Origin of the sequence: Agromyces sp. H66 (assembly GCF_004959775.1) — a bacterium.
Taxonomy (GTDB): domain Bacteria; phylum Actinomycetota; class Actinomycetes; order Actinomycetales; family Microbacteriaceae; genus Agromyces.
Genome location: NZ_SJZG01000008.1, coordinates 19,044 through 42,524, shown reverse-complemented (window position 1 = coordinate 42,524; position 23,481 = coordinate 19,044). Strand labels below are relative to the sequence as shown.

Here is a 23,481-nt window from a genome sequence, read left to right as displayed (position 1 = left end):
GCGGCATCATCGCCCCCTCGCTACTCCACTGCAGCCCCACCACCGGCCTCGGGCTCGCCCGGGCTCGCATCGTCGGCCTGCTCGTCGCGGGCCAGCCGCGTGCAGTTCGCGCACAGCCCGAACACGTCGACGACGTGCGCCGCGCCGGTGAAGCCGTGCTCGGCGGCCACGCGCTTCGCCCACGCCTCGACCTCGTCGGCGGCGATCTCCACCGTGAGCCCGCAGTTGCGGCAGATCAGGTGGTGGTGGTGCCCGGTGGTGCTGCACGCGCGATACAGCGCCTCCCCGTCGGGCGACTGCAGCGAGTCGGCCTCGCCCGTGGCCGCGAGGTCGCCGAGGGCGCGATACACGGTCGCGAGGCCGATGGGCGACCCGGACGCGTGCAGCGACGAGTGCAGCGCCTGCGCGCTGATGAAGCCCTCGGTCTCGTCGAGCGCTTCGCGTACGGCTTCGCGTTGCCAGGTGTTGCGTTTCATGCGGTGCGTGCGTCCTCTGCGGTCTCCACGGGTACGGAGGCTCGGTTCCACGGTACTGCGCGCAGCTTGGAGACCCCCAAGGCGAGCACGAAGAACCCGGTCGCGGCCAGCGCGATGCTGGGGCCCGCCGCCACTGCGAGCGCCCGCGACGCGAGGACGCCGATGACGCCGGATGCCGCGCCGATGACGGGCGCCGCGAGCAGGATGCCCCGGTAGGTCGGCACCACGAGCCGCGCTGCGGCGGCCGGTGCGGCGACCAGGGCGATCGCGAGGATCGCGCCGACGGCCGGCAGGGCGGCGACGACGGTCGCGGCGGTGAGGCCGAGCACGAGGAGCTCGACGGGCCATTCCCGATGACCCGCGGCCCGGTACCCCTCCTGGTCGAAGGTCGAGAACATGATCAGCTTGCCGAACACCGCCACCACCAGCACGCCGACGAGCGCGACAGATGCCGCGAGCACGAGGTCACCGTCGGTCACCGTCAGGATCGACCCCACGAGCAGCGACTCGGCCCGCACCGGAATGCCCGGGATCACGGCCTGGAGGATCGCGCCCGCCGCGAACCCCGCGGTGAGCACGATGCCGGCCGCGACCTGCGCCCCCTGATGGCGCAGTCGCGCGATGCCCGCCATGATCCCGACGAGCGCGACGGATGCCACGGCCGCGCCGATCGGCACGCTCACGCCGAGGGCGGCCGCCGCGACCGCGCCGGGGTAGGTGCCATGCGTCAGCGCCTGCGCGAAGAAGGTGCGACGCCGCAGCACGATCAGCGCCCCCACGAAGCCGGTTCCGGCCCCGATGAGGATGGCTGCCGCGAGCGCGCGTTCGAAGTAACCCATCACCGCACCGCCCGGGATGTCGCGGCCGCGCGATCGCGGAGCCATCGCACGACGAGCACGAGGGCGTACCCGAGGATGAAGACGGCGACGATCGTGCTACCCGCCGGCAGGTCGATGCCTCCCGCGACGGAGCCGGCGAACCCGGCGGCGAGTCCGAGCCACGCCGCCACCGCCGCGAACGCCGCGGCGGCGGGGAAGAGCCACCACATGCGCCGGGTCATGAGCCGAGCCGCCGCACCGGGCACGATGAGGAGCGCCAGCACGAGCAGGGTGCCGATGGTGCTCGCCGCGGCGACGACCACGAGGGCGACCGCGGCATTGAGCACGAGGTCGAGCCCGAGCGCCGAGTCGCCGGCCGCGAGGCTGCCCGACTTGTCGAAGGCGCGGAACAGCTGCTGCTTGAGCGTGACGGCCACGGCCAAGGCGGCGGCGAGCGCGACGGCGACGAGCGGGAGCACCTCGGCAGGCGGGATGGTGAGCACCCGCCCGAACAGCAGCGTCTCGAGCTCCCCGGCGTAGTCGTCGCCCCTCGAGACGACGATCACGCCGACGCTGAACGCGGCCGTGAGCACGATCGCGATGGCGGCGTCGGAGGTGACGCCCGCGCGGTCGAGCCAGGTGAGGATCACCGCGGCGGCCAGCGCCGCGACGGCCGCGCCGGGCAGCAGGCCGGCCGTGCCCCCGACGGCGAGTCCGATCGCCAGGCCGGGGAACACCGCGTGCGTCAGTCCGTCGCTGATGAACTCCAGACCTCTGAGGTTGACGAGCACGCCGACGATGCCGGCGACGACGGCGAGCACGAGCATGACGAGGAGGGCGCGCGCCATGAACGGGATCGCGAAGGCGCCGAAGAGCGCGTCGACCGGGCTCACGGCGCGCCACTCCCCCACCGTCGCGCGGTGCATGCCGTCTGCGGCATCAGTGTCCCTCGTGCCCGGGCACGACGAGCGTGTGCTCGTCGATCTCGACCTCGACGCCCTCGAAGCACTCCTGCACGTTGCCGAGGGTGAGCACCTCGTCGACGGGGCCCGTCGCCAGCTGCGTGCCGTTGACGAGCACCACGCTGTCGCACACGAGCCTCGCGAGCTCGAGGTCGTGGGTCGAGACGAGCACCGCCACGCCCTGACCCTTCAGGGTGTGCAGGGTGTCGATGAGCGCGTCGCGGTTGGCCTGGTCGAGCCCGTTGAAGGGCTCGTCGAGGAGCAGCAGGCGCGGCTCCCCGGCGAGCGCCCGGGCGAGCAGGCCGCGCTGGCGCTGCCCGCCCGACAGTTCGCCGAAGCGGCGCTTGGCGAGATCGACGAGGCCGACGGTCTCGAGGGCGCGGCGCACCGCGGCACGGTCGTCGCGCCCGGGCCAGCGGAACAGGCCCAGTCGGCGGTACCGCCCCTGCATGACGACCTGCTCCAGGCTGATCGGGAAGTCGGGGTCGACGTGGATCGACTGCGGGAGGAAGCCGATCATGCGGTCTCGGGCATATGCCTCGCGGGCCGGGTCGGCCGCGGCATCCGTCGGCTGCCTCGCCGCGGTGGCCCTGGCCTCGCCGATCTCGATGGAGCCGGCGGTGAGCGGCACGAGGCCGAGCACGCCCTTGAGCAGCGTCGACTTGCCGGCGCCGTTCGGACCGATGAGCGCCACCGCCTCGCCGGGGCGGATGCCGAGGTCGAGGCCGCTCACGCCGCCGCCGCCCCGATAGGTGAAGGCGGCGCCGTCGAGCCGCAGCACGAGCGAGTCGGTCATCTCGTCATCCTTGCAGGACGGCAGGAAGCGGGGAAGCCTCGACGCCCCAGGATTCGAGGACGAGTCGCACGTTGTGGATCTGGCTGCCGAGGTAGGTCTCGCCGTCCGATCCGGGCACGCCGAGCGCGTCGGCGTACAGCGCGTCCTCGCCCGAGTACACGGCGACGTCGGCCTCGCGGGCGATGGTCTCGGCGGTCTTCGGCGAGATGGATGCCTCGGAGAAGACGGCCTCGACGCCCGTCGCGCGGATGTCCGCGATGAGCTGGTCGATCTCGGCGGCGCTCGGCTCGGCGTTGTCGTCGAAGCTCGGGATGACGCTGCCGACGAACGTGATGTCGTAGGCGTCGAGGAAGTAGGTGAACGCGTCGTGGTTCGTCACGAGGAGCCGCTCCTCGGCGGGCACCTGGGCGACGTTCTCCTCGATCCAGGCGTCGAGCGCCTCGAGTTGCTCGAGGTAGGCCGCCTCGTTCGCGTCGACGGCGTCGGTGTCGAGGCCGGGAACGGCGGCGAGGCCCTCGGCGATGTTCTCGACCATGTGCGCGGCGAGCTCGGGATCCGTCCAGATGTGGGGGTTGCCGTCGGCGTGGTCGTGCTCGTCCGCCTCGTCGACGTGGTCTGCCTCGTCGGCGTGGTCGTCGTCGTGATCGCCGGTGCCGTACAGCTCGATGCCCGTGCTCGCGTCGATGAGCACGCCGTCGAAGCCCGACGCGCTCACGGCGTCGTCGAGCCAGCTCTCGAGGCCGGCGCCGTTGATCACGAGGGCGTCGGCGGCGGCGAGGTCGAGGAGCTGGGCGGCCGAGGGGTCGAAGCCGTGGGCGCTCTGCCCCGCGGCGAGGAGCTGGGTCACCTCGGCCGCATCTCCGACGAGCTCGCGAGTGAAGTCGCCGACCTGCGTGGTGGTGGCCACGACGGTCGGACCGTCGGCCCCGTCACCCGTGCCGGGCGTCGCGCACGAGGCGAGGCCGAGGGTGCCGGTCGCCAGCACGGCGGCGACGGTCAGCACGGTGCGGGCACGGCGGGCGGAGGGGGCGGCTGGAGCGTTCACGGGCTCAGGATATCCCTTATTGAGAACGATTGTCAAAATCATCTGGACGTGGTGGCGTACCGCTCTGCAACGCCGTCGACGCGATGTCATTCCCCGTCACCCCTGTGGAGAGCGCTGGCGCGTGTCGGACCGACGTGCAAGCATGAAGCACGTGGATACGACGACGACCCCCCTCACGTTGCATCCGTTCACCCTCGCCGACGCCGAGCGCGTGCTCTCCGGCGAGGTCGATCCGCTTGACGGCTGGGAGGGCGGCTACGCGTTCACCGACGAACCCGAGCTGCTCCGCGAGTACGTGCAGGCGGTTCGCGAGACGGGCGACCCCGCGCCATTCGGCCCCTACCTCGTGCGGCGTGCGAGCGACGGCGCCGCCATCGGCGGCGTGAACCTCTTCGGCCCACCCGACGCCGACGGCTCCGTCGAGTTCGAGTTCGGCCTGGTGCCCGCGGTGCGCGGCCAGGGCCTCGCGCTGCACACGGTGCTCGAAGCCCTCGGCGTCGCCCGGTCGGCGGGTGCTGCCATCGCCCGCGCCGGCGCAGAGATCGCGAACCTGCCCGCCCGCAGGGTGCTCGAGAACGCCGGCTTCGTCGAGGTCGCGCGAACCGCCGACACCGTCACCTACGAGATCCGCCTCTGACCGCCGGCGCGCCGGCGACCACTCGCCGGATCGCCCTCACTCGAGGAGCAGCGCCGGCTCCTCGATGATCGACGCCACGTCGGCGAGGAACCGGCTGGCGACGTCGCCGTCGACGACGCGGTGGTCGAACGACGCGCCGACGGTCGTGACGAACCGCGGGCGGACCTCGCCGTCGACCACCCAGGGCTTCTGCTTGATGGTGCCGAGAGCCACGATCCCGACCTCGCCGGGGTTGAGGATGGGCGTGCCGGTGTCCATGCCGAAGACGCCGATGTTCGTGATGGTGATGGTGCCGTTCTGCATCTCGGCGGGCTGCGTGCGACCCTCGCGTGCGGTGAGCGTGAGCTGCTCGATCGCGGTGGCGAGCTCGACCATGCTCATGGCCTGCGCCTCCTTGATGTTCGGCACGATGAGGCCGCGCGGCGTCGCGGCGGCGATGCCGAGGTTCACGTAGTGCTTCACGATGATCTCGTCGTCGGTCCACTGCGCGTTGACCGTGGGGTTGCGCCGCACGGCCCAGATCATGGCCTTCGCCATGATGAGCAGGGGAGAGACCTTGACGCCCGCGTAGTCGGTCGAGGCCTTCAACCGCTTGACGTACTCCATCGTGCGCGTGGCATCGACGTCCACGAACACGCTCACATGCGGCGCCGAGTATGCACTCTGCACCATCGCCTGCGCGATGGCCTTGCGAACGCCCTTGACGGGGATCCGATCCTCGCGATCCGTCGGCCACTCGGGCGTCTGGATGTTGCGGAAGACGCTCGCCTGACCGGCTTCGCGGATGACGTCCTCGCGGGTCACGTCGCCCATCGGGCCGGTGGGCGTCACGCGGGAGAGGTCGACGCCGAGGTCCTTCGCGAGCTTGCGGATGGGGGGCTTCGAGATGACGGGCACCCCCGAGTCGCGACGCGGCGCGGCGATCGCCGGTCCGGTCGGAGCCGCGACGGGCGGGGTCGCCACGTGCGCGGGAGCGGCGGCCGGGGCGGGGCGGGGCGCGGCGAGGTGCTCGTGCGCCGCGCCGGGAGACGGATGCCGCTTCCGACGGGTCGCGGTGGGTCCGCCTGAACCGTGGCCGACGAGCACCGCGCCACCCGCCTCGCCGGCGACGGGCGCGTGCGAGGCGACGGTTCCCGACGGGGGAGCGGAGGCTGCGGTGGCGGGAGGCGCGGCAGCGGGTCCCGCGGCCGTGACGGCGGGCTCGGCCGGCGCTGCTGCGGCGGCCGTCCCCGCGACGCTTCCGGCTGCGGCGGGCACGGGCCCCGAGGCATCCGGCGCCGCGTCATCGGTGCGGATCACGAGGATGGGCGTGCCCACGTCGACCGTGCGGCCCTCCTCGACGAGCAGCTCGGCGACGACGCCCTCGAACGCGCTCGGCAGTTCGACGAGCGACTTCGCCGTCTCGATCTCGACGAAGACCTGGTCGAGTGCGATGCGGTCGCCGGGCGCCACGCGCCACTGCACGATCTCGGCCTCGGTGAGTCCCTCACCGACATCGGGCAGCGGGAACCGGATCTCGTTCATGTCTCTACCCTCGCAGTCGATCTATGCCGTCGTGGTCATGCCATTTCGCGTGGTGGCCGGTGCCGCGCCCGGTCAGTAGGCCAGCGCCCGGTCGACGGCCTCGAGCACCCGGTCGGGGCTCGGCAGGTACTCGGTCTCGAGCGCGGCGGGCGGGAACGGCGTGTCGAAGGCCGAGACCCGCAGCACGGGCGCCTCGAGCGAGTAGAACGCGCGCTCGGCCACCGTGGCCGCGATCTCCGACCCGACGCTCACGAAGCCGTACGCCTCCTGCGCGACGATGAGCCGCCCGGTGCGCTGCACCGAGTCCAGCAGCGGGCCGTAGTCGATGGGGGAGAGCGACCGCAGGTCGACGACCTCGAGGCTTGTGCCCTCCTCGGCGGCGATGTCGGCGGCCTGGAGCAGCGTCGAGATCATCGCGCCATGGCCGACGACCGTGACATCCATGCCCTGGCGGATGACGCGACTGGCGTGCAGCGGCACGCCCGAGTGGTCCTGGTCGACCGGCCCCTTCGGCCAGTAGCGGCTCTTCGGCTCGAAGAACAGCACGGGATCGTTCGAGGCGATCGCCTCCTGGATCATCCAGTACGCGTCGTGCGGGCTCGACGGGCTCACCACGCGCAGGCCCGGCGTGTGCGCGAAGTAGGCCTCGGGGCTCTCCTGGTGGTGCTCGATCGAGCCGATGTGCCCGCCGTACGGCACCCGGATCACGACGGGCATCGAGATGGTGCCGTCGTGACGCACGGTGAGGCGCGCGAGCTGGGTCGTGATCTGGTCGAACGCCGGGAAGATGAATCCGTCGAACTGGATCTCGACCACCGGGCGGTAGCCGCGCATCGCGAGTCCGATCGCGGTGCCGACGATGCCCGATTCGGCGAGCGGGGTGTCGAGCACCCGCCGGTCGCCGAACTCGGCCGAGAGCCCCTCGGTCACGCGGAACACGCCGCCGAGCGGACCGATGTCCTCGCCCATGAGGAGCACCTTGTCGTCGGCGCGCATGGCCTCGCGAAGCCCCGCGGTGATGGCCTTCGCCATCGAGAGCGTCTGCACGCCGCGCATGCCGCTCTCGGCATGCTGCGCCGTGTCGGCCTCGGCGGCCTGTGGCGTCTGGTCGGTCCGCTCGGCCGGCGCGGCCGGTTCGGCGGATGCCGCCGCGGCGTGTTCCATCGGCACGGCCACGGCCTGCTCCTCCTCGGTGCGCGCGCTCATGCCGCCCCTCCCTCGAAGCCGCTCTCGTACGCCTCGAGCCACGCGTGCTCCTCGACCATGAGCGGATGCGGCTCGCTGTAGACGTGCGCGAAGATCTTCTCGCGCGTCGGCGCCGGGAGCGAGAGCGCCCGTCGCCGCACGTCGGCCGCGACGTCCGCCGCCTCGGCGTCGACCTCGTCGAAGAACGCGGCCGATGCCCCGCGCCCCTCGAGCCAGGTGCGGTACCGCGTGATGGGATCGCGCTCGGCCCAGTAGGCGACCTCGGCGTCGGTGCGGTACTTGGTGGGGTCGTCGGCCGTCGTGTGCGCGCCCATGCGGTACGTGACGGCCTCGATGAGGCTCGGACCTGCGCCCGAGCGGGCCTCCTCGAGCGACTGCCGCGTGACGGCGTAGCTCACGAGCACGTCGTTGCCGTCGATGCGCACCCCGGGCATGCCGAAGCCGCCACCGCGCAGCGACAGCGGGCTGCGCGACTGTCGGGACACGGGCACCGAGATGGCCCACTGGTTGTTCTGGATGAAGAAGACCTGCGGCGTCTGGTAGCTCGAGGCGAACACGAGCGCCTCGTTCGCGTCGCCCTGCGAGGTCGAGCCGTCGCCGTAGTACACGAGCACCGCGGCATCCCTCTCGGCATCGCCCGTGCCGACGAGCCCGTCGAACTGGATGCCCATGGCGTACCCCGTGGCATGCAGGGTCTGCGAGGCCAGCACGAGGGTGTAGAGGTGGAAGTTGCCGTTCTCGGCCGGGTTCCAGCCGCCCAGGGTCGCGCCGCGCAGGAGCGACAGGATGTTCACCGGGTCGAGCCCGCGGATCATGCCGACGATGTGCTCGCGGTACGACGGGAAGATGTGGTCCTGCGCGCGGGCGGCGCGGGCGGACCCGACCTGGGCGGCCTCCTGCCCGTGGCTCGGGACCCAGAGGGCGAGCTGGCCCTGCCGCTGCAGGTTGGCGCCCGCGATGTCGAGCCGACGGGAGATCGTCATGTCGCGATAGAACTGCTCGAGCGTCGTGTCGGGCAGGGCCTCGACGAGGGGCAGATACGGCTCGGCCTCGGCGGTCGGGCGCAGCTCTCCGGCTGGGTTCAGGAGCTGGACCGTCGGCGCGGTGAAGTCTCTCTCGCGGGCTGGCACCGTTCCACGCTACCCGCTACGCGGGATGCTCTTCTTGTGAGGCCGGTACAAGCTCACCCAGGATCCTGAGGAGGGTATCGACAGACTCCTCCTCGCCCACCGAGACCCGGATGCCCTCGGGCGGGAACGCCCGCGTGACGAGTCCGGCCTCGAACAGTCGCTCGGCGACCTCGGCCGTCGCGTCGCCCGTGGGCAGCCACACGAAGTTGCCCTGCGCCTGCGGAATCGGCCAGCCCTGCGCCACGAGCGCGGCGCGGAGGCGGTCGCGTCGGGCGGCGATGGCCGCCACGCGCTCGAGCAGCTCGGCCTCGGCGGCCGACTCGAGGGAGGCGAGCGCCGCGGCGGTCGCACCGCCGGTGACGCCGAGGGGGATCGCCGTCGATCGCGCTGCATCGAGGATCGGCACGGGCCCGATGGCGTAGCCGACCCGGAGTCCGGCGAGCCCGTACGCCTTCGAGAAGGTGCGCAGGATCACGAGGTTGGGGTAGCGGCCGATGAGGGTGCGGCCGTCGACGGATGCCTCGGCGTCGACGAACTCGATGTACGCCTCGTCGAGCAGCACGAGCAGGTCGCTCGGCACCTTCGCCATGAACGCCTCGAACTCGGCGGCCGTCACGATGACGCCGGTGGGGTTGTTGGGGGAGCAGACGATGACCACCCTGGTGCGCTCGGTCACCGCGGCGGCCATGGCGTCGAGGTCGTGGCCGTGGTCGGGGCGGTTGGGCACGGTCACGCTCGTGGCGCCGGCCACGGTGACCAGGCCGGGGTAGGCCTCGAAGGAGCGCCACGAGTACACCACCTCGTCGCCCGGCCCTGCGGCGGCGGCGACGAACTGCGCGAGGAGCGACACGGAACCGGCCCCGACGAGCACCTCGTCGGCCGAGACGCCGTAGCGTTCCGCGAGCTTCTCGCGGAGCGCGAGCGCCGTGGCATCGGGGTACCGGTTGATCTCGTTCGCCGAGGCGGCCACCGCCGCCACCACGCCGGGCAGCGGCGGGAACGGGTTCTCGTTGCTCGACAGCTTGAAGCCGTCGGCAGGGGCCGGCCGGCCCTGTCGGTACGGCGGAAGGGCGGCGATCTCGGGGCGCAGTCGAACGCTCGCCCCCGTGGGCTCCGGTGCGGTCACGGATTCCACCGTACCCCTTCGATCGGCGGCGCCTCTCTGCCAGAGTTGGGGCATGAGGTTCATCGTCAAGCTCATCGTCGTCGCGTTCGCCCTCTGGTTCACGACCCTCATCGTCTCGGGCGTGCGGGTGGTGCCCTACGAGGACACGACCCTGGGCACGGTGCTCACGTACCTGCTCATCGCGCTCATCTTCGGGCTCGTGAACGCCGTCGTCGGCACGTTCGTGCGGATCATCGCGTTCCCGCTGTACGTGCTCACGCTGGGGCTCATCTCCTTCATCGTGAACGGGCTGCTGCTCCTGCTCGTCGCCTGGATCAGCGGCCTCATGGGCTTCGGCCTCGAGATCGACGGGTTCTGGTGGGGCGTGCTCGGCGCGCTCGTGATGGGCCTCATCAGCTGGCTGATCGGCATCATCGTGCGTCCGTCGAAGGACTGAGGTCGCGGGTCGCGCGCCAGTCGCTGCGCTCGCCCGGCTCCCCGCGGGTGACCTCGGCGACGAGCTCGCGGAAGGCGGCCAGGCGAGCCTCGTCGGACTCATCGGCGAGCGCGGCGGTCTCGCGATACCGCACGAGTTCGTGGGCCGGCAGGAGGACGTCGTACGTGCGGCCCGGGTCGAGGACGCTCCGGGTGACGGTGACCCGCTCGTCGGCCGGATGCCCTGCGCCGGCGGTCGCGGGGACGAGATCCTCCTCGTGCTCGAAGGAGAGCAGGCCCACGCCCTCGCGCGTGGGGGCCGCGGCCACGGGCCCGCCGAGGTTCACCGCGCCGACGGCGTTGAGCTCGGGATCGGCGGCCAGCTTCGCGGCGACGATGCCGCCGCCGGAGTAGCCCACGGGGAGGATCGGGTCGTCCGGGCCGACGCCCGCCTCGGCCATCGCCTCGCGCACGGCCCGCTCGGTCGCGCCCGTGTCGGCGCCGAGCGGTCGGAGGGCGTCGGCCCAGCCGCCGTCGGCGACCCCGTGGACGTTCGAGGTGTGGTCGAACGGCTCCGCTCCGGCGACGACGGTCGGGACCACCGTGCCGCCGATGTACACGATGAACTGCGGCTCGCCTGCCGCGCCGTAGCGCTCGATGCGGATCTGCGGCCGGTCCGGCTCGGGCGCGGGTACCCGGTCGGCGAGGTCGCCGAGACCCTTCGGCGGCGCGACCCGCGAGGCGCCCGCCCCGTCGGCCCGGCGCACGCGCACGGGCGCGTCCACGAGCACACGGCTGCCTCCGAGGCCCGCGAGGCCGGCGAGCCCCAGCAGCACCGTCGCGGATTCGGGGGCACCCACGGCGCCGCCCAGCGCGTGCGCGATCGCGGGCGGCACGGGCGCGCGAACGGCACCGGCCGCGAACTCGTCGGCGTGGTCGCCGGCGAGCGCCACGAGTCGCACGAAGGCGGGATCGGAGAGCAGGCCGCGGTGCTCCTCGAGCCACGACGCGAGCGGCGTCGGCCCGAGGCCGGCGCGCCGCCAGGCGACCGAGCCCGCCAGCTGGCCGCCGGCGGCGAGCAGGCCGCCCGCGATCATCGCGGGCGACGTCAACACGGCGCCGAGCCAGGGCGCGGCGAGCGAGGCGCCGAGCGCCCACAAGCCGTCGACCATCCGCTCGGTCGCCCCGTAGCGTTCAGCGGCCCCGATGAGCGAGCGATGCAACTCGCGCGCACCCTCGGCAGCACGATCGAGCGTGGACTCGGCGAGGCGGAGCGCGCGGGCCGGCGAATCGACGGCGGTGCCGGATGCGAAGCTCCACGAGTCGAGGTCGAGGAGATCGATCCCGCGCCGGATCACGCCGAGCCGCTCGATCCAGTCCGCGACCGTCGCCTCCGCGGTGCCGAGTCGGGCGGCATCGGCGAACAGCTCGTCGACGGCGACGGCGGTGCTGCCGCCGCCCGAGACGGTGAGACCGTCGCTCATCGCGACGGCGACCGCGAGGCGGCGCTCGCGGCGTTCGCGGCGTTCGGGACGCTCGCGGCGTTCGCGGCGTTCGGGACGGTCGCGGCGTTCGCGGCGACGCCGGCGTCGGCCGTGGCGTCGAGCTGCTCCTGCAGTTCCCGGATCCGGCCGTCGAGGGCCGCCTCGGCCTCCCGGAGTCGCAGCAGTCCGCCGACGAGCTCCGAGCGCAGGTCGGCGAGGCGGTCGAGGTACCGGTCGGCGGCGTTCGACCGCCATGCACCCGTGCCGGGCGGACAGAGCGATGGGACCGAGAGCCGCACCTCCTCGTGCAGCGATCGCAGCATCACGAGGTGACGGCGTGCGCCGTCGAGGAGCTCGGGCGTGACCGGGCACGCGAGGAACGCGAGGGGTTCGTGGGAGTCGTGCATGCCCCCGAGCCTGGCTCGGGGCGCGACGATGCGCGTTCCCCGCCGCGGCATCCGTGCACTGCCGTCCTCCCGGACCGCGTGTGGAGGACGACCCGGACGACCCGACGGACGCCCCGGACGACCCGGACGACCCGACGGGCTCGGACACCCCGCCTCAGTCGGCGAGCACCTGCTCGAGCGCATCGGCGCCCATGCGGCCGAACGGCGTCGACGCGCCGGCCTGCTCCACGACGGCGGAGGCCAGCACGAGCGCCCACCCGCGCGCCCGGTCCCACGTCGCCTCGTCGAGGCCGCGGCGACGCTCGATCTCGGCCTTGAACACCCGCCGGGATCGCGCGTCGAACGTCAGCCACGCGGTCGCCAGGTCGGTCGCCGGGTCGCCGGCGGTGAGGTCGCCGAAATCGACGACCGCGGTGAGGAATCCGGATGCCGCGAGCAGCAGGTTCCCCGGATGCAGATCGCCGTGCAGCCAGACGCCCGGCGCCGACCACACCGGTGCGGCGAGCGCGCGCTCCCACACCTCGACCAGGCGTTCGGCGTGCGGGATCCGCCCGCCGGCGAGGCGGGCGCGCACGACTTCGTCGCGGTCGGCGAGCGGGACGCCGCGATACGGGTTCGACGGGGCATCCGGGGGAGCCGGCGTGGCGCCCAGTTCGGCCACGAACGCCGCGAGGCCGTTCACGGCGACGCCGCGCGTCGCCGGGTCGAACCGCACGGCGTCGGCCCCGCGGAACCACGGCACGATGCTCCACGGCGCGTCGTAGCCGAGTTCGGGCGCGGGCTTGCCGACGCGCACGGGGACCGGGATCGGCACGGGCAGCCGCGGAGCGAGTTCGGGCAGCCAGCGCTGCTCGTTGCGCGCGAGCGGGATGGCGAGGCGCCGACGCGGCATCCGGATTCCGTGGCGATCGCCGAGGCGCAACATCACGTTGTCCCAGCCGTTCGCCACGACCTCGACCCGCCCCGCGAGATCGGGGTGCTGTGCCGCCACGAGCCGCGCCGCGAGCGCGGCGTCGACGTGCAGCTCGGGCGGAGGGGCATCCGCGCCGTCCTGAGCCGGTCGAGGGGTCGTCATCGTCGCTCCTCCGTTCGCGGCGACCAGCGTAGCGGAGCCCGCGAATTGGCTGCTGTGCGATCGGGCCCGGTCGTCCACAATGGGAGCATGACGCGAGCGGAACCCGCGGGGGACGCCGCGCAGCTCTTCCGAGTGTCCTTCGTGTGCACCGGCAACATCTGCCGCTCGCCGATGGCCGAGGTGGTGTTGCGCTCCCTCGCCGAACGAGCCGGACTCGGCGAGCGCATCGTCATCGAGTCGGCGTCGACGGGGGACTGGCACGTGGGCGAACAGGCCGACCAGCGCACCCTCGACGCCCTCGAGCGCGCCGGCTACGACGGCACGCACCACAGGGCACGCCAGTTCGACGCCGAGGACTTCCCCGCGCTCGACCTCGTCGTCGCGTTCGACCGGGGGCAACTGCGGATCCTGCGTAACTGGGCGCCGTCGCAGGTCGACCAGGAGAAGGTGCGGCTGCTGCTGGAGTTCGACCCCGAACTCGCCGCGCTGCAGGACGTGCCCGACCCCTATTACTCCGACGCGGCGACCTTCGATCGAGTTCTTGGGATGATAGAGCGGTCGACCCAGGCGCTCTTCCGGCAACTCGCCCCCGCACTCAGACAAGGAATCCGATGACTTCGCTGCCTCCCCAGCCGCTCAGCCCGCTCGACGGACGGTACCGCGCGGCGGTCGGCGAGCTCGGCGAGCACCTCTCGGAGGCGGGCCTCAACCGCGCCCGCGTGCAGGTCGAGGTGGAGTGGCTCATCGCGCAGACCGACCGGCGGCTCTTCGGCTCGTCGCCGCTCTCCGATGAGCAGCGGGCGCAGCTGCGCAGCGTCGTGACCGAGTTCGGACAGGCCGACATCGACGAACTCGCCGCCCTCGAGGCCACCACGCGGCACGACGTGAAGGCCGTCGAGTACTACGTGCGCCGCCGGCTCGAACTGCTCGGCCTCGACGCCATCGGGGAGCTCACGCACTTCGCGTGCACGAGCGAGGACATCAACAACCTCTCGTACGCCATCACCGTGCGCGACGCCGTGCAGCAGGTGTGGCTGCCGAAGCTCCGTGCCGTCATCGACGCCGTCGCCGCCCTCGCGGCCGAGCACCGCGACGTCGCCATGCTCTCGCGCACCCACGGCCAGCCCGCGACGCCCACCACCATGGGCAAGGAGCTCGCGGTCTTCGCGCACCGTCTCGGCCGCATCGCGACCCAGGTCGAGGCCACCGAATACCTGGGCAAGTTCTCGGGCGCGACCGGCACCTTCTCGGCGCACGTGGTCGCGGCACCGGATGTCGCGTGGCCCGACGTCTCGCGCGAGTTCGTCGAGTCGCTCGGCCTCACGTGGAACCCGCTCACCACCCAGATCGAGTCGCACGACTGGCAGGCGGAGCTCTACGCCCGCGTCAGCCACGCGAACCGGGTGCTGCACAACCTCGCCACCGACATCTGGACGTACATCTCGCTCGGCTACTTCAGGCAGATCCCGGCCGCCGGCGCCACGGGTTCGTCGACGATGCCGCACAAGGTCAACCCGATCCGGTTCGAGAACGCCGAGGCGAACCTCGAGCTGTCGAGCGCGGTGCTCGACTCGCTCGCCGCCACGCTCGTGACCTCGCGGCTGCAACGCGATCTCACCGACTCGAGCGCGCAGCGCAACATCGGCGTGGGCTTCGGCCACTCGCTGCTCGCGCTCGACAACATCCAGCGCGGCCTCGGCGAGATCGACCTCGACGCCGACGTGCTCGCCGCCGACCTCGACGGCAACTGGGAGGTGCTCGGCGAGGCGATCCAGACGGTCATCCGCGCCGAGGTCGTCGCCGGGCGCTCGACGATCACCGACCCGTACGCGCTCCTCAAGGAGCTCACCCGGGGCAAGCGCGTCGGCGCCGCCGACCTCGCGGCGTTCATCGAGGGCCTCGAGATCGGGGATGCCGCGAAGCAGCGCCTGATGGCGCTCACGCCGGGCGGCTACACGGGCATCGCGTCGACGCTCGTCGACCGCCTCTAGGCCGGCGCCCGCGCCCGCGCCACGGGAGCGCCCGCACGCGTCTGCGCCAGTTGCGCGCCGGCTGCGCCAGTCGTGCCGGCGCAACCGGCGCAGAGGTGGCGCAGCGCCACGGGAGCGCCCGACGCGTTCTCACCAGGAGAGCGTCGGCACCCACTCCGGAGCCGGCACGCCGGCGCCCGTGAGGCTGTCGCCTCGGACGAACTGCCTCCCGACGCGCTCGATGGGCTCCAGGCGCGTGTCCCGGTGACCGGAGTCGGCGCCGGTGGGTTCGGCCGACGTCACCTCCGACGGCACCGGCGACGGCAGCGGCGGCACGGGCGGAGGCTCGGGAATGGCGCCGGCCGGGCCGTTGAGGCCGACGGTGGCGATGGCGAATGCCGCCACGACGGCGGCTCCGGCGGCCAGGCGTCCGCGCATCGACTGGATCATGATCGTTCCCTTCGTGTGATGATCGCGAATGCGATGACGACACCGTCCACCGGGCCGGGCGACGCGGCATCCGGCACACCCCCTCAGATCTGCGGGAACGCGCACGCTGGACGCGAACCCCCTCGCCCGCCAGAATGAGCGCATGGCGCCGGGGGAGCGCTTGCTCGTCGGTCGGGATGCCGAGCTCGACGACATCGGACGTGTGCTCGGCGGCGTGACCGCCGGCACGGCATCGACGCTGCTCCTGTCGGGGGAGGCGGGCATCGGCAAGACCTCGCTCCTCGACGCGGTCGTGTCGAGGTTCGCCTCCGAGGCACTCGTGCTCAGCGGACGCTGCCTGCCGCTGTCGAGCCTGTCGTTGCCGTTCCTCGCGCTGCGCTCGGCGCTGCGCGCCGCCGCCGACCGGCTGGCGCTCGACGGTCTGGGCGGCGACCTCTTCACGGGAGCCGACGACCTCTCGGCGGTGCCGCTTCGCGTCGACGACCTGCTCACCCGCCTGGCGGGCGATCGACCCGTGCTGCTCGCCATCGACGACCTGCAGTGGGCCGACGAGAGCACCCTCGACTGCCTGATGTTCCTCATCGCCGGGCCCGAGGACCGGCCGCTGGGCATCATCGGCACCCTGCGATCGACCGAGGTGGGCGATCGGCGCCTCATCGAGCCCTGGTTGGCCGACGTGCACCGGCTTCCGCGGGTCGTCTCCCGAACGGTGGCCCCGCTCGATCGGTTCGCCACATCGCGGCTGATCGCGTCGCTGCTCGGCGGGGCCGTGCACGAATCCCTGGTCCAGGACGTGTACGACCGCGCGCGCGGCAATCCGTACCTCACGAAGCTCCTCGTCACCGGGCTCGACCAGCACGCGCGGCGAGCCGGCGTGCGGCTGCCCGAGGACCTGCGCGGCGCCGTGCTCCGAACATGGGCGCGGCTGCCCGAGCGTGCCAGGGAGTTGACGAGGACGATCGCCCTGTTCGGAGGCCCGGTGGCCCTCGATCGGCTCTCGACCGTCACCGGGATCCCGGTCGGCGAGTTGTCGGCGACCACCCGAGACCTCGTCACCGCGGGCATCCTCGAGCCGGGCGAGCAGCGGAGCTACTGGTTCCATCACCCGCTCATCGCGGAAGCACTGATCGCCTCCATCCCGCCCGACGACCTGCGCACGCGCCATGCCGCGCTGGCCCGGTACTTCGACCAGGTCATCGCCGAATCGGACGATCCTCCGGTGGAGTGGTTCGTCAAGGCCGCCGACCACCATGATGCGGCAGGCGAGACCCAGACGGCGTTCGGCGCACTTCTCCGGGCGGCCGACGAAGCCGCCCGCGCCGGCGGCGCGCGGGAGCGCGTGCGGCTGCTGCATCGCGCGGTGGAATCGGCGGATCTCCTCCCCGACCGGGGCATCTCCCGCCCGGATCTCCTGCGCCGCCTGGATGACGCCGCGGTCGCGGCGGGCGACGTCGAGCAGGAGTGGGGCGCCGTCACGGCCCGCCTCGACGGGCTCGACCGGGCGGAGCATCCGCTCGAGGCCGCCGTGCTCCTGGTGCGCCGGATGCACCTGCGCTTCCGCACCGGACGGGGGTACATCGACCCTGCGGACGCGCGCGAGGCGGTCCGACTCGCGTCTGCGGCTCCGGGCAGCACGGCTGCAGCACTTGCGGTCGCCGAACTCGCGCACGCGCTCGCCCTCCGACGCGATCCCGAGATGCACGAACTCGCCGAGCGGGGTGTGCGCCTCGCCACCGCCACCGGCGACGAGCGGACCCTCGCCTACGCGATCTCGGCGAAAGCCCTCGTGCACAACGTGAACGGGAACCGCACCGCCGCCCTCGCCCTCGCCCGGGAGGCCTTCCGTGCGGGACTCGCGGCGGGTGACCCGTGGGTCGCGATGCGCTCGGCGATCTGGGGGTCCTACGCGAACGTCGCCCGTCGCGACATCCTCGCGCAGTTGCGCACCCATCGGCAGGAGATGAGCGAGTACGGGGCGCCGCCGGCGTGCATCGCCATGCTGTCGGCCACCGAGGCGCGGGAGCTGGTCATCGTCGGCGGCTGGCACGAGGCCGTCGAGCGGCTCCGCGTCGCCCTCGGTTCGGACCCCGGCCCCCTCGTCGACGTCAACGCACGACTCACCGCCGCGCGGCTCTCGGCCGGCCAGGGCCGGATCGACGAGGCGAAGGCGCACCTGGAACGCGCCGACGAACTCTTCGCCGAACAGGGCGGATTCCTGTCGTATCCCTTCCACGTGGTGCGGACCGAGGTCCTCCTGGCGGCCGGCGAGGTCGCCGCGGCGGAGCGTACGGCGGTCGACGGACTCGCGCGTCACGCGTCGCCCGTGGCGATGCACCCGTGGCTGCTCCCGCTCGCCGCCCGCGCCATCGCCGATCGGGTGCAGGAGTCACGCGATCACGGCGCCGACGTGGCCGGCCTGCTGCGGCGACTGCGCGCCCTGCTCGGCGAGCATCTCGGCGACACGAGGATGGCCGCGCCGTTCATGCCGGCGGGAGGCGCGGGAACCAGCCGGGAGGAGCAGCACGCCTTGACGTGCCTGGCGATCGGGGAACGCGCGCGCGCCGAGGCCGATCCGCTCGCGCCGGACCGCTGGGCCGAAGCGGTCGAGGCCGCGCATCATGCGGCCCTCGCGTGGGAGGAGTCCTACGCCCTGCTGCGGGAGGCCGAGGCCGTCCTCGTGCATCTGCCGGCCGAGCGGTCACGGGCCGCCAATGCCGTCCGGCGGGGGCTGGAGACCGCGCACGCCCTCGGCGCCGCGCCCATCGTCGGGGAACTGCTCGCGATCGCGCGCAGCGCGCGCATCCCGACGGAGACGGTCGAGCACGCGGCATCCGACCTCGCCCTCGCCGGTGTCGCCGAGGCGCACGGGCTCACCGAACGCGAGCGCGAGATCCTCGCGTTCATCGTCGCGGGACGCAGCTACGGCGAGATCGCGCGCGAGCTGTACATCAGCGAGAAGACCGTGAGCTCGCACGTCTCCAACCTGCTGCGGAAGACGGGCACGCGGAACCGGCTGGACCTCGCGCGCCTCGCCCGCGCCCGCGTCGAGTAGCCCGCGCCCGCGCCACGTGCGCGTCTGCGCCGGTTGCGCGCCCTTTGCGCCAGTTGTGCTGGCGCACAGGGCGCCGAGGTGGCGCAGCGGGCGGGTCGGGTCGGCGTCAGCCGTGCGCGGAGGGCGGCGGGGGCGGTGCGTCGTCGGGGTCGTCGGGCCCCGAGGCATCCGGCTTCACGGCCATCGCGAAGAGCGCCAGCACCACGAGCACGACGATGAACACGCCGGCCGCAGTGATGAGCGTGAGCGTCACGTCGCGGGTCACCATGAGCACGATGAGGCTCGTGAAGACGGCGGCGATCGCCGAACCGCCGACGTACTCGATCGGTCGCAGCATGTCGCGTCGGCTCGGCTTGAACTCGCCGGGGGACTGGCTCACGGGTGCTGCTCCGTTCCGGCGGCAGCGCGGTCGGGCGCCGCGGCCCATTTCAACGAGAATCCGCCGATGACGAGGTAGACGCCCAGGATCACGAGGTAGGCGCCGAGCAGTCCGACCGCGGTGACGGCGTCGGGCGGCAGGAGCAGGAACACGATCGCGAGCAGCGCCGTGAAGGCGCCCGCGGCGATCCAGTCGCGGGCGGCGGCGGTGCGGCCGCGCGAGCGGAGGCCCGCGTAGATCTCGACGAAGCCGGTGACGGCCGCCCACACGCTGACGAGGTAGAGGAGGAACGCCAGCCCGCCGGGCACGGTCAGGGCGAGGATGCCGGCCACGACCGTGACCACCGCGTTCACCGCGAACAGGGAGCGGACTCCGGGGACCGTCGCGTCGCGCAGGGCGAGCGCGCCGACCACGAGCCCGGAGACGAGCGCCCAGATGCCGAACACCAGGAGCCCGAGCCCCGCGGAGTGGTCCTGCGAGAACGCGATGGCCACGCCGGGGACGACGGCGAGCGCGCCGCGCACGACCGGGACGACCCAGGAATGGGCTGCGCGCTCCGGGGCTGCATCGCGGGCGGTGGCCACGGCGACCTCTTTCACATCGGAGGGGGGTACCGATCCATCCTACGCGCCGCCTTCCTGCGCGGATGCCGCGAGCCGAGTGGATGCCGCGAGCCGAACGGATGCCCCGAGCCGAGCGCCCCGCGGCGAACCGTCATGTGCCGAGTCCCGCCTGTCGTGCGCGCACCACGGCCTGCGCCCGGTCGGCGACCTGCAGCTTCGCGAACACGTTGGTGAGGTGGTTCTTCACGGTCTTCGGGCTGAGGTAGAGGCGACGGGCGATCTCGGCGTTGGGGCATCCGTCGGCCAGGAGATCGAGGATCTCGCGCTCGCGCGGGGTGAGCTCTGGGAACGGCACCGCGTCGGCCGCCGCCTCGCCGACCGGCCCACCGAGCAGGAATCCGCGGATGCGGCCGGCGACGCCCGGGCCGTACACCGCCTCGCCGCGGGCCACCGCTCGCACGGCGTCGAGGAACTCGGTGCCGGCCTGGCCCTTCAGCACGTAGCCGCGCGCGCCGGCGCGCAGCGCGGCGAACACCGACGCGTCGTCGTCGCTCATGGTGAGCACGAGCACGCCGAGGTCGGGACGCGCGTCGGCCAGCCGCCGGGTCGCCTCGATGCCCGAGACGCCGGGCATCGCGAGGTCCATCACGACCACGTCGGGGTCGAGCTCGAGGGCGAGGGCGATGGCCGTCTCGCCGTCGCCGGCCTCGCCCACCACGGTGGCGCCGCCGACCTCCTCGAGCAGCGAACGGAGCCCGCGGCGCAGCATCGGGTGGTCATCGACCAGGACCACCCGCAGGCCCTGCGTGCGTTCCATGGCGTCGCCCTCTCCGTCGGTCACAGCGGCAGCTCCGCTCTCACGATCGTGCCACCGCCCGGACGGTCGGTGCGTTGCAGGGCGCCGCCGAGTTCCTGGGCTCGCTCGCGCATGCTGCCCGAGCCGACGCCTTCGACGGGCTCGGCGGGCATGCCGGAACCGTCGTCCTCCACCTCGACGACGAGCGCGTCGGGCGTCGCGGTGAGCGACACCCGCACCGTGCCCGCCCCGGCGTGCCGCATCGCGTTCGCCACCGCCTCCTGCGCGATGCGGTAGGCGGCCACCTCGACGGCGGCCGAGAGCGGGGGCAGCGGATGCCGCGGCGCGAACTCCACCCGAGGGCCCCTCGTACCGGCGCCGGCGCCCGCGCTCAGCGCGAGGTCCTCGAGCGCGCCGACGAGGCCGAGCTCGTCGAGCGCGGCCGGGCGGAGGTCGTGCACGATGCGCCGCACCTCGCCGACGAGCGAGGCGGTGAGCTCGCGCGCCCGTTCGATCGATGCCGCCGCGGGGCCCGACGTGCGCGCGCCGGCGACGTCGAGCTCGATGCCGATCGCGGCGAGCCCCGGGCCGAGGCCGTCGTGCAGCTCCCGGCGCAGGCGGCGGCGCTCGTCCTCCCGGGCGATCGCGAGTCGCTCCCGCGACCGCTGCACCTCGCGGTCGAGGCGCAACGCGGCGAGCGCCACCGCGAGCGGCCGGGCGAGCTCGTCGAGCACCTCGAGGTCGGCTCGCGAGAGCTGCTCGCCCGGTGACCGCGGCGCGACGAGGAGGGTGCCCTCGAGCCGGCCGGCGGTGCGGAGCGGGACCCGTGCGGCCGCGGCATCCGTCGCTGCATGCGCCGGCGGCCGCCCGACCGTCTCGGTCTCCGCGTCCGGGTGCGTTTCGGCCCACGCCGAGACCACGTCACCCGCGTCGTCGACGATCGTCGCCGACGGCAGCCGCAGGGTCACCGCGACCGTCTCGGCGGCGCCGTCGAGCAGTTCGGAGCCGCTCGCGGCCGCCTCGAGCCGCTGCGCCAGCCTCGACAGCGCCGTCGAGGGGTCGCCCCGGGAACCGAAGAGGAGCCGAGCCACCGCGCGTTGCACCACGTCTCGCACGGGCGCGAAGGCCACGGCGACGACGGCCGTCGCGAGGATCGGCGCCGCGCCGCCGCCGGCGGGCAGCAGCGTATGGAACACGGCCACGACCGCGATGTAGGCGGCCAGCAGCACCGCCGCCACGATCACGTAGACGACCGTGCGCCGCACCCCCACCTCGATGTCGAAGAGCCTGGTGCGGAAGATCGAGAACGCCGTCGCGATGGGCAGGAGCGGAAGCGCCGCCACGAGGAGCCAGATGCCGATCGGCGGCTCGGGGGGCAGTACCGCATCGGCGACCACGGCGACGACGATGAGCGCGACGGCCACGAGGATCGGCAGCAGGCGACGACGGGAGTCGCTTCCCCGGCGCACGCGCACGACGATCGCCGCGACGTTCGCGACGGCGAGCGCGAGCATGACGAGGAGGAACGCGGGCGCGACGATCGCCTCGGTGGAGGCGAACCCGACCGGGTTCGGGGAGACCTCGCCCCACATCCAGAGCTCGTCGCGCACCATCAGGAGTGCGACGAGCGCCGCGAGCGCCGTGGCGAGCGCCCACAGCACACCGCGCCAGCGCGGGTTCGGGAGCCGACCGTCGGGCAGGAGCAGGGGCAGGAGGAGCAACGGCCCCAGCCCGACGAGGAAGACCCAGTTCATGATCCAGGCGGCGAGCTGGGCGCCGGCCCAGTCGTGCTCGGCGGCGAAGGCCGCGTAGCCACCGACGAGGGCCTGCGCGGCCAGCCCGGCGCCGCCGACGACGAAGAGGGCACCCACCGGATGCCTCGGCCAACGCGTGAGGATGAGCGCGCCGACCACGGGGTAGCTGAAGGCCACGGCAGCGTCGAGCGCGAGGTACTCGGTCTCCATCGCACCGCCGGCGACCGCGAGCGACGCGCCCACGACCACGGCCAACGCGCAGACGATCGGGAACGCCCAGGGCGCGCGGGTGACAGGTGGTTGCACGAGACGATCCTCTCCCCTCCCGGCGCGCCCCGGAAGGGACCCGGGTCCCGATCCGCCCGGGACCCGGGTCGGCGCGGCGGGCGGGCGTCATCCGGGCCCGGAAGGGGACCCGCGGATCAGGCGACGGGACCGGGTGCCGCGGTGAGGTGGAGGCATGACACACACGACTCCCGCCGAGATCGCCGACGCCGCGGCATCCGGCCGCCCACGTTCCATCGACCGGCGCACCCGCCGGCAGTTCTGGGCCTACGGCCTGAGCCTCGCGCTCATCGTGCCCGGCCTCGTCGCCGTCGCCGTCGCGAACGGCGTCGACATGCGCACGCTCGACGATGCGCCCGTGATCGGGCAACTCGCCCTGTTCGGCGGCGCCTTCGCGCCCACGGTCGCCATGCTCGTCGCGTGGGCGGTGGGCCGCCGCGGGCCCGACTGGGGCTTCCGGCGCACGCCGTGGCGCACCATCGGCATCGCGTGGCTCTTCTCCGTGATCGCCGTGTTCACCGCCTACTCGGCCGGCTGGCTCACGGGCGTCGCCGGCTTCGACCCGACGAGGCTGGAGGCGGGCACGGGCATGCCGCCGATCCTCGCCGTCGTGGTCGGCCTCATCCCCGGCGTGCTGCCCTTCATGGCGCTCGCCCTCGGCGAGCAGTTGGGCTGGAGCTCCTTCGTGACGGCACGGCTCGCCGCATTCCGCAGCCCGGATGTCACGGCCGTCATCGTCGGAGTCAGCTGGGCCGCCTGCCATGTGCCGATGATGCTGTTCGTGCCCGGCGCGGTGGTCGACGGCATCCCGGTCGCGTGGGCCATCGCGATGTTCGCGATCCAGTGCCTCGCGTTCTCGTTCCCGATGGTGTGGCTTCGCGTGCGCACCCGCAGCATCTGGCCGGTGCTCGTGCTGCACGCGACCCTCAACGCGAGCATCTACTTCGTGGCCGAGTTCGTCACGGTTCCCACCGACGCGAGCGAGTGGTTCATCGGCGAGGGCGGCGTGCTGACCGCCGCCGGTGCCGTGGTCGCCGCGCTCGTCACCCTGCCGCTGTGGCGCGGGCGCCGCGCGGCGCGTACGGCGCAACTCGACCGCCCGGTCGTCCAGTAGGGAGAAGTGACGGATGCC

Annotated in this window: 23 protein-coding genes; 6 read left to right on the top strand and 17 right to left on the bottom strand. The window is 73.2% G+C overall.

Going from position 1 to position 23,481, the window contains the following annotated elements:
* Positions 1–20 precede the first annotated feature (20 nt).
* From EZM51_RS14025 to EZM51_RS14005, 5 genes are read right to left on the bottom strand one after another with little or no spacing between them, the layout of a single operon-like run.
* Complete coding sequence (locus EZM51_RS14025; protein ID WP_136708933.1) at positions 21–476, bottom strand: transcriptional repressor; 456 nt, start codon at positions 474–476, stop codon at positions 21–23.
* On the bottom strand, positions 473–1,315 hold the full coding sequence (locus EZM51_RS14020; RefSeq protein WP_169053914.1) for a metal ABC transporter permease: 843 nt from the start codon (positions 1,313–1,315) through the stop codon (positions 473–475). The genes EZM51_RS14025 and EZM51_RS14020 overlap by 4 nt, the downstream gene beginning before the upstream one ends.
* Positions 1,315–2,220 (bottom strand): metal ABC transporter permease, encoded by a 906-nt coding sequence (locus tag EZM51_RS14015; RefSeq protein WP_136708930.1) that lies wholly within the window; start codon positions 2,218–2,220, stop codon positions 1,315–1,317. The genes EZM51_RS14020 and EZM51_RS14015 overlap by 1 nt, the downstream gene beginning before the upstream one ends.
* Positions 2,221–2,233: 13 nt before the next feature.
* On the bottom strand, positions 2,234–3,052 hold the full coding sequence (locus EZM51_RS14010; protein WP_136708928.1) for a metal ABC transporter ATP-binding protein: 819 nt from the start codon (positions 3,050–3,052) through the stop codon (positions 2,234–2,236).
* 4 nt (positions 3,053–3,056) lie between these two features.
* Entirely contained in the window at positions 3,057–4,097 is a 1,041-nt protein-coding gene (locus EZM51_RS14005) for a metal ABC transporter substrate-binding protein (protein ID WP_211195917.1), read from the bottom strand.
* A 151-nt stretch (positions 4,098–4,248) separates the two neighbouring features.
* On the opposite strand from EZM51_RS14005, the gene EZM51_RS14000 reads away from it, so the two are divergent.
* Positions 4,249–4,734 (top strand): GNAT family N-acetyltransferase, encoded by a 486-nt coding sequence (locus EZM51_RS14000; protein WP_169053913.1) that lies wholly within the window; start codon positions 4,249–4,251, stop codon positions 4,732–4,734.
* A gap of 36 nt (positions 4,735–4,770) precedes the next feature.
* On the opposite strand, the gene EZM51_RS13995 is transcribed toward EZM51_RS14000, so the two are convergent.
* From EZM51_RS13995 to EZM51_RS13980, 4 genes are all read right to left on the bottom strand, one after another.
* Complete coding sequence (locus EZM51_RS13995; protein ID WP_136708923.1) at positions 4,771–6,258, bottom strand: dihydrolipoamide acetyltransferase family protein; 1,488 nt, start codon at positions 6,256–6,258, stop codon at positions 4,771–4,773.
* A gap of 72 nt (positions 6,259–6,330) precedes the next feature.
* The gene (locus EZM51_RS13990; protein WP_136709043.1) at positions 6,331–7,314 is read right to left on the bottom strand and encodes an alpha-ketoacid dehydrogenase subunit beta; all 984 of its coding nucleotides are present in this window, start codon (positions 7,312–7,314) and stop codon (positions 6,331–6,333) included.
* A 146-nt stretch (positions 7,315–7,460) separates the two neighbouring features.
* Positions 7,461–8,594: a thiamine pyrophosphate-dependent enzyme gene (locus tag EZM51_RS13985; RefSeq protein ID WP_136708921.1), complete on the bottom strand. Its 1,134-nt coding sequence runs from the start codon at positions 8,592–8,594 to the stop codon at positions 7,461–7,463.
* Positions 8,595–8,610: 16 nt separating this feature from the next.
* Positions 8,611–9,720, bottom strand: a complete 1,110-nt coding sequence (locus tag EZM51_RS13980) for a histidinol-phosphate transaminase (protein ID WP_248305663.1) — start codon at positions 9,718–9,720, stop codon at positions 8,611–8,613.
* A 52-nt stretch (positions 9,721–9,772) separates the two neighbouring features.
* Between EZM51_RS13980 and EZM51_RS13975 the strand changes: the two genes are divergently transcribed.
* A complete protein-coding gene (locus tag EZM51_RS13975) occupies positions 9,773–10,156 on the top strand; it encodes a phage holin family protein (RefSeq protein WP_136708919.1) in 384 nt (127 codons plus the stop codon).
* Here the strand turns inward: EZM51_RS13975 and EZM51_RS13970 are convergent.
* The 3 genes from EZM51_RS13970 to EZM51_RS13960 all read right to left on the bottom strand — a co-directional run bounded on the left by EZM51_RS13970 (position 10,131) and on the right by EZM51_RS13960 (position 13,100).
* Complete coding sequence (locus EZM51_RS13970) at positions 10,131–11,618, bottom strand: hypothetical protein (RefSeq protein WP_136708917.1); 1,488 nt, start codon at positions 11,616–11,618, stop codon at positions 10,131–10,133. The genes EZM51_RS13975 and EZM51_RS13970 overlap by 26 nt on opposite strands.
* Positions 11,615–12,025 carry a hypothetical protein gene (locus tag EZM51_RS13965; RefSeq protein WP_136708916.1) on the bottom strand — a complete coding sequence of 137 codons (411 nt, stop codon included), beginning with the start codon at positions 12,023–12,025 and terminating at the stop codon, positions 11,615–11,617. The genes EZM51_RS13970 and EZM51_RS13965 overlap by 4 nt, the downstream gene beginning before the upstream one ends.
* 154 nt (positions 12,026–12,179) lie before the next feature.
* Positions 12,180–13,100 (bottom strand): aminoglycoside phosphotransferase family protein, encoded by a 921-nt coding sequence (locus EZM51_RS13960; protein WP_136708914.1) that lies wholly within the window; start codon positions 13,098–13,100, stop codon positions 12,180–12,182.
* An 87-nt stretch (positions 13,101–13,187) separates the two neighbouring features.
* Between EZM51_RS13960 and EZM51_RS13955 the strand changes: the two genes are divergently transcribed.
* Both EZM51_RS13955 and purB read left to right on the top strand, forming a co-directional pair.
* Positions 13,188–13,715: a low molecular weight protein-tyrosine-phosphatase gene (locus EZM51_RS13955; protein WP_136708912.1), complete on the top strand. Its 528-nt coding sequence runs from the start codon at positions 13,188–13,190 to the stop codon at positions 13,713–13,715.
* Positions 13,712–15,091: an adenylosuccinate lyase gene (gene purB / locus EZM51_RS13950; protein WP_136708910.1), complete on the top strand. Its 1,380-nt coding sequence runs from the start codon at positions 13,712–13,714 to the stop codon at positions 15,089–15,091. Before EZM51_RS13955 ends, purB begins: the two co-directional genes overlap by 4 nt.
* 129 nt (positions 15,092–15,220) lie before the next feature.
* Here the strand turns inward: purB and EZM51_RS13945 are convergent, their stop codons facing one another.
* Entirely contained in the window at positions 15,221–15,520 is a 300-nt protein-coding gene (locus EZM51_RS13945; protein ID WP_136708909.1) for a hypothetical protein, read from the bottom strand.
* 142 nt (positions 15,521–15,662) lie between these two features.
* On the opposite strand from EZM51_RS13945, the gene EZM51_RS13940 reads away from it, so the two are divergent.
* Positions 15,663–18,572 (top strand): LuxR family transcriptional regulator, encoded by a 2,910-nt coding sequence (locus EZM51_RS13940; RefSeq protein ID WP_136708907.1) that lies wholly within the window; start codon positions 15,663–15,665, stop codon positions 18,570–18,572.
* 106 nt (positions 18,573–18,678) lie between these two features.
* Here the strand turns inward: EZM51_RS13940 and EZM51_RS13935 are convergent, their stop codons facing one another.
* From EZM51_RS13935 to EZM51_RS13920, 4 genes are all read right to left on the bottom strand, one after another.
* Positions 18,679–18,951, bottom strand: a complete 273-nt coding sequence (locus tag EZM51_RS13935; protein WP_211195916.1) for a hypothetical protein — start codon at positions 18,949–18,951, stop codon at positions 18,679–18,681.
* Entirely contained in the window at positions 18,948–19,535 is a 588-nt protein-coding gene (locus EZM51_RS13930) for a DUF308 domain-containing protein (protein ID WP_136708905.1), read from the bottom strand. Before EZM51_RS13930 ends, EZM51_RS13935 begins: the two co-directional genes overlap by 4 nt.
* Positions 19,536–19,665: 130 nt before the next feature.
* Complete coding sequence (locus tag EZM51_RS13925) at positions 19,666–20,355, bottom strand: response regulator transcription factor (protein WP_248305662.1); 690 nt, start codon at positions 20,353–20,355, stop codon at positions 19,666–19,668.
* Complete coding sequence (locus tag EZM51_RS13920; RefSeq protein WP_136708903.1) at positions 20,352–22,370, bottom strand: sensor histidine kinase; 2,019 nt, start codon at positions 22,368–22,370, stop codon at positions 20,352–20,354. Before EZM51_RS13920 ends, EZM51_RS13925 begins: the two co-directional genes overlap by 4 nt.
* Positions 22,371–22,524: 154 nt before the next feature.
* Between EZM51_RS13920 and EZM51_RS13915 the strand changes: the two genes are divergently transcribed.
* Positions 22,525–23,463, top strand: a complete 939-nt coding sequence (locus EZM51_RS13915; protein ID WP_136708902.1) for a CPBP family intramembrane glutamic endopeptidase — start codon at positions 22,525–22,527, stop codon at positions 23,461–23,463.
* The last annotated feature ends 18 nt before the right edge of the window (positions 23,464–23,481 follow it).

What these genes read in the sequence shown, in the direction of transcription:
- EZM51_RS13965 (WP_136708916.1), bottom strand. Translation starts at nt 12,025, where the DNA reads ATGCACGACTCCCACGAACCCCTCGCGTTCCTCGCGTGCCCGGTCACG.
- EZM51_RS14020 (WP_169053914.1), bottom strand. Translation starts at nt 1,315, where the DNA reads ATGGGTTACTTCGAACGCGCGCTCGCGGCAGCCATCCTCATCGGGGCC.
- EZM51_RS13995 (WP_136708923.1), bottom strand. Translation starts at nt 6,258, where the DNA reads ATGAACGAGATCCGGTTCCCGCTGCCCGATGTCGGTGAGGGACTCACC.
- EZM51_RS13915 (WP_136708902.1), top strand. Translation starts at nt 22,525, where the DNA reads ATGACACACACGACTCCCGCCGAGATCGCCGACGCCGCGGCATCCGGC.
- EZM51_RS13990 (WP_136709043.1), bottom strand. Translation starts at nt 7,314, where the DNA reads ATGCGCGGCGTGCAGACGCTCTCGATGGCGAAGGCCATCACCGCGGGG.
- EZM51_RS13940 (WP_136708907.1), top strand. Translation starts at nt 15,663, where the DNA reads ATGGCGCCGGGGGAGCGCTTGCTCGTCGGTCGGGATGCCGAGCTCGAC.
- EZM51_RS13960 (WP_136708914.1), bottom strand. Translation starts at nt 13,100, where the DNA reads ATGACGACCCCTCGACCGGCTCAGGACGGCGCGGATGCCCCTCCGCCC.
- EZM51_RS13970 (WP_136708917.1), bottom strand. Translation starts at nt 11,618, where the DNA reads ATGAGCGACGGTCTCACCGTCTCGGGCGGCGGCAGCACCGCCGTCGCC.
- EZM51_RS13975 (WP_136708919.1), top strand. Translation starts at nt 9,773, where the DNA reads ATGAGGTTCATCGTCAAGCTCATCGTCGTCGCGTTCGCCCTCTGGTTC.
- EZM51_RS14015 (WP_136708930.1), bottom strand. Translation starts at nt 2,220, where the DNA reads ATGCACCGCGCGACGGTGGGGGAGTGGCGCGCCGTGAGCCCGGTCGAC.
- purB (WP_136708910.1), top strand. Translation starts at nt 13,712, where the DNA reads ATGACTTCGCTGCCTCCCCAGCCGCTCAGCCCGCTCGACGGACGGTAC.
- EZM51_RS13945 (WP_136708909.1), bottom strand. Translation starts at nt 15,520, where the DNA reads ATGATCCAGTCGATGCGCGGACGCCTGGCCGCCGGAGCCGCCGTCGTG.
- EZM51_RS14025 (WP_136708933.1), bottom strand. Translation starts at nt 476, where the DNA reads ATGAAACGCAACACCTGGCAACGCGAAGCCGTACGCGAAGCGCTCGAC.
- EZM51_RS13955 (WP_136708912.1), top strand. Translation starts at nt 13,188, where the DNA reads ATGACGCGAGCGGAACCCGCGGGGGACGCCGCGCAGCTCTTCCGAGTG.
- EZM51_RS14010 (WP_136708928.1), bottom strand. Translation starts at nt 3,052, where the DNA reads ATGACCGACTCGCTCGTGCTGCGGCTCGACGGCGCCGCCTTCACCTAT.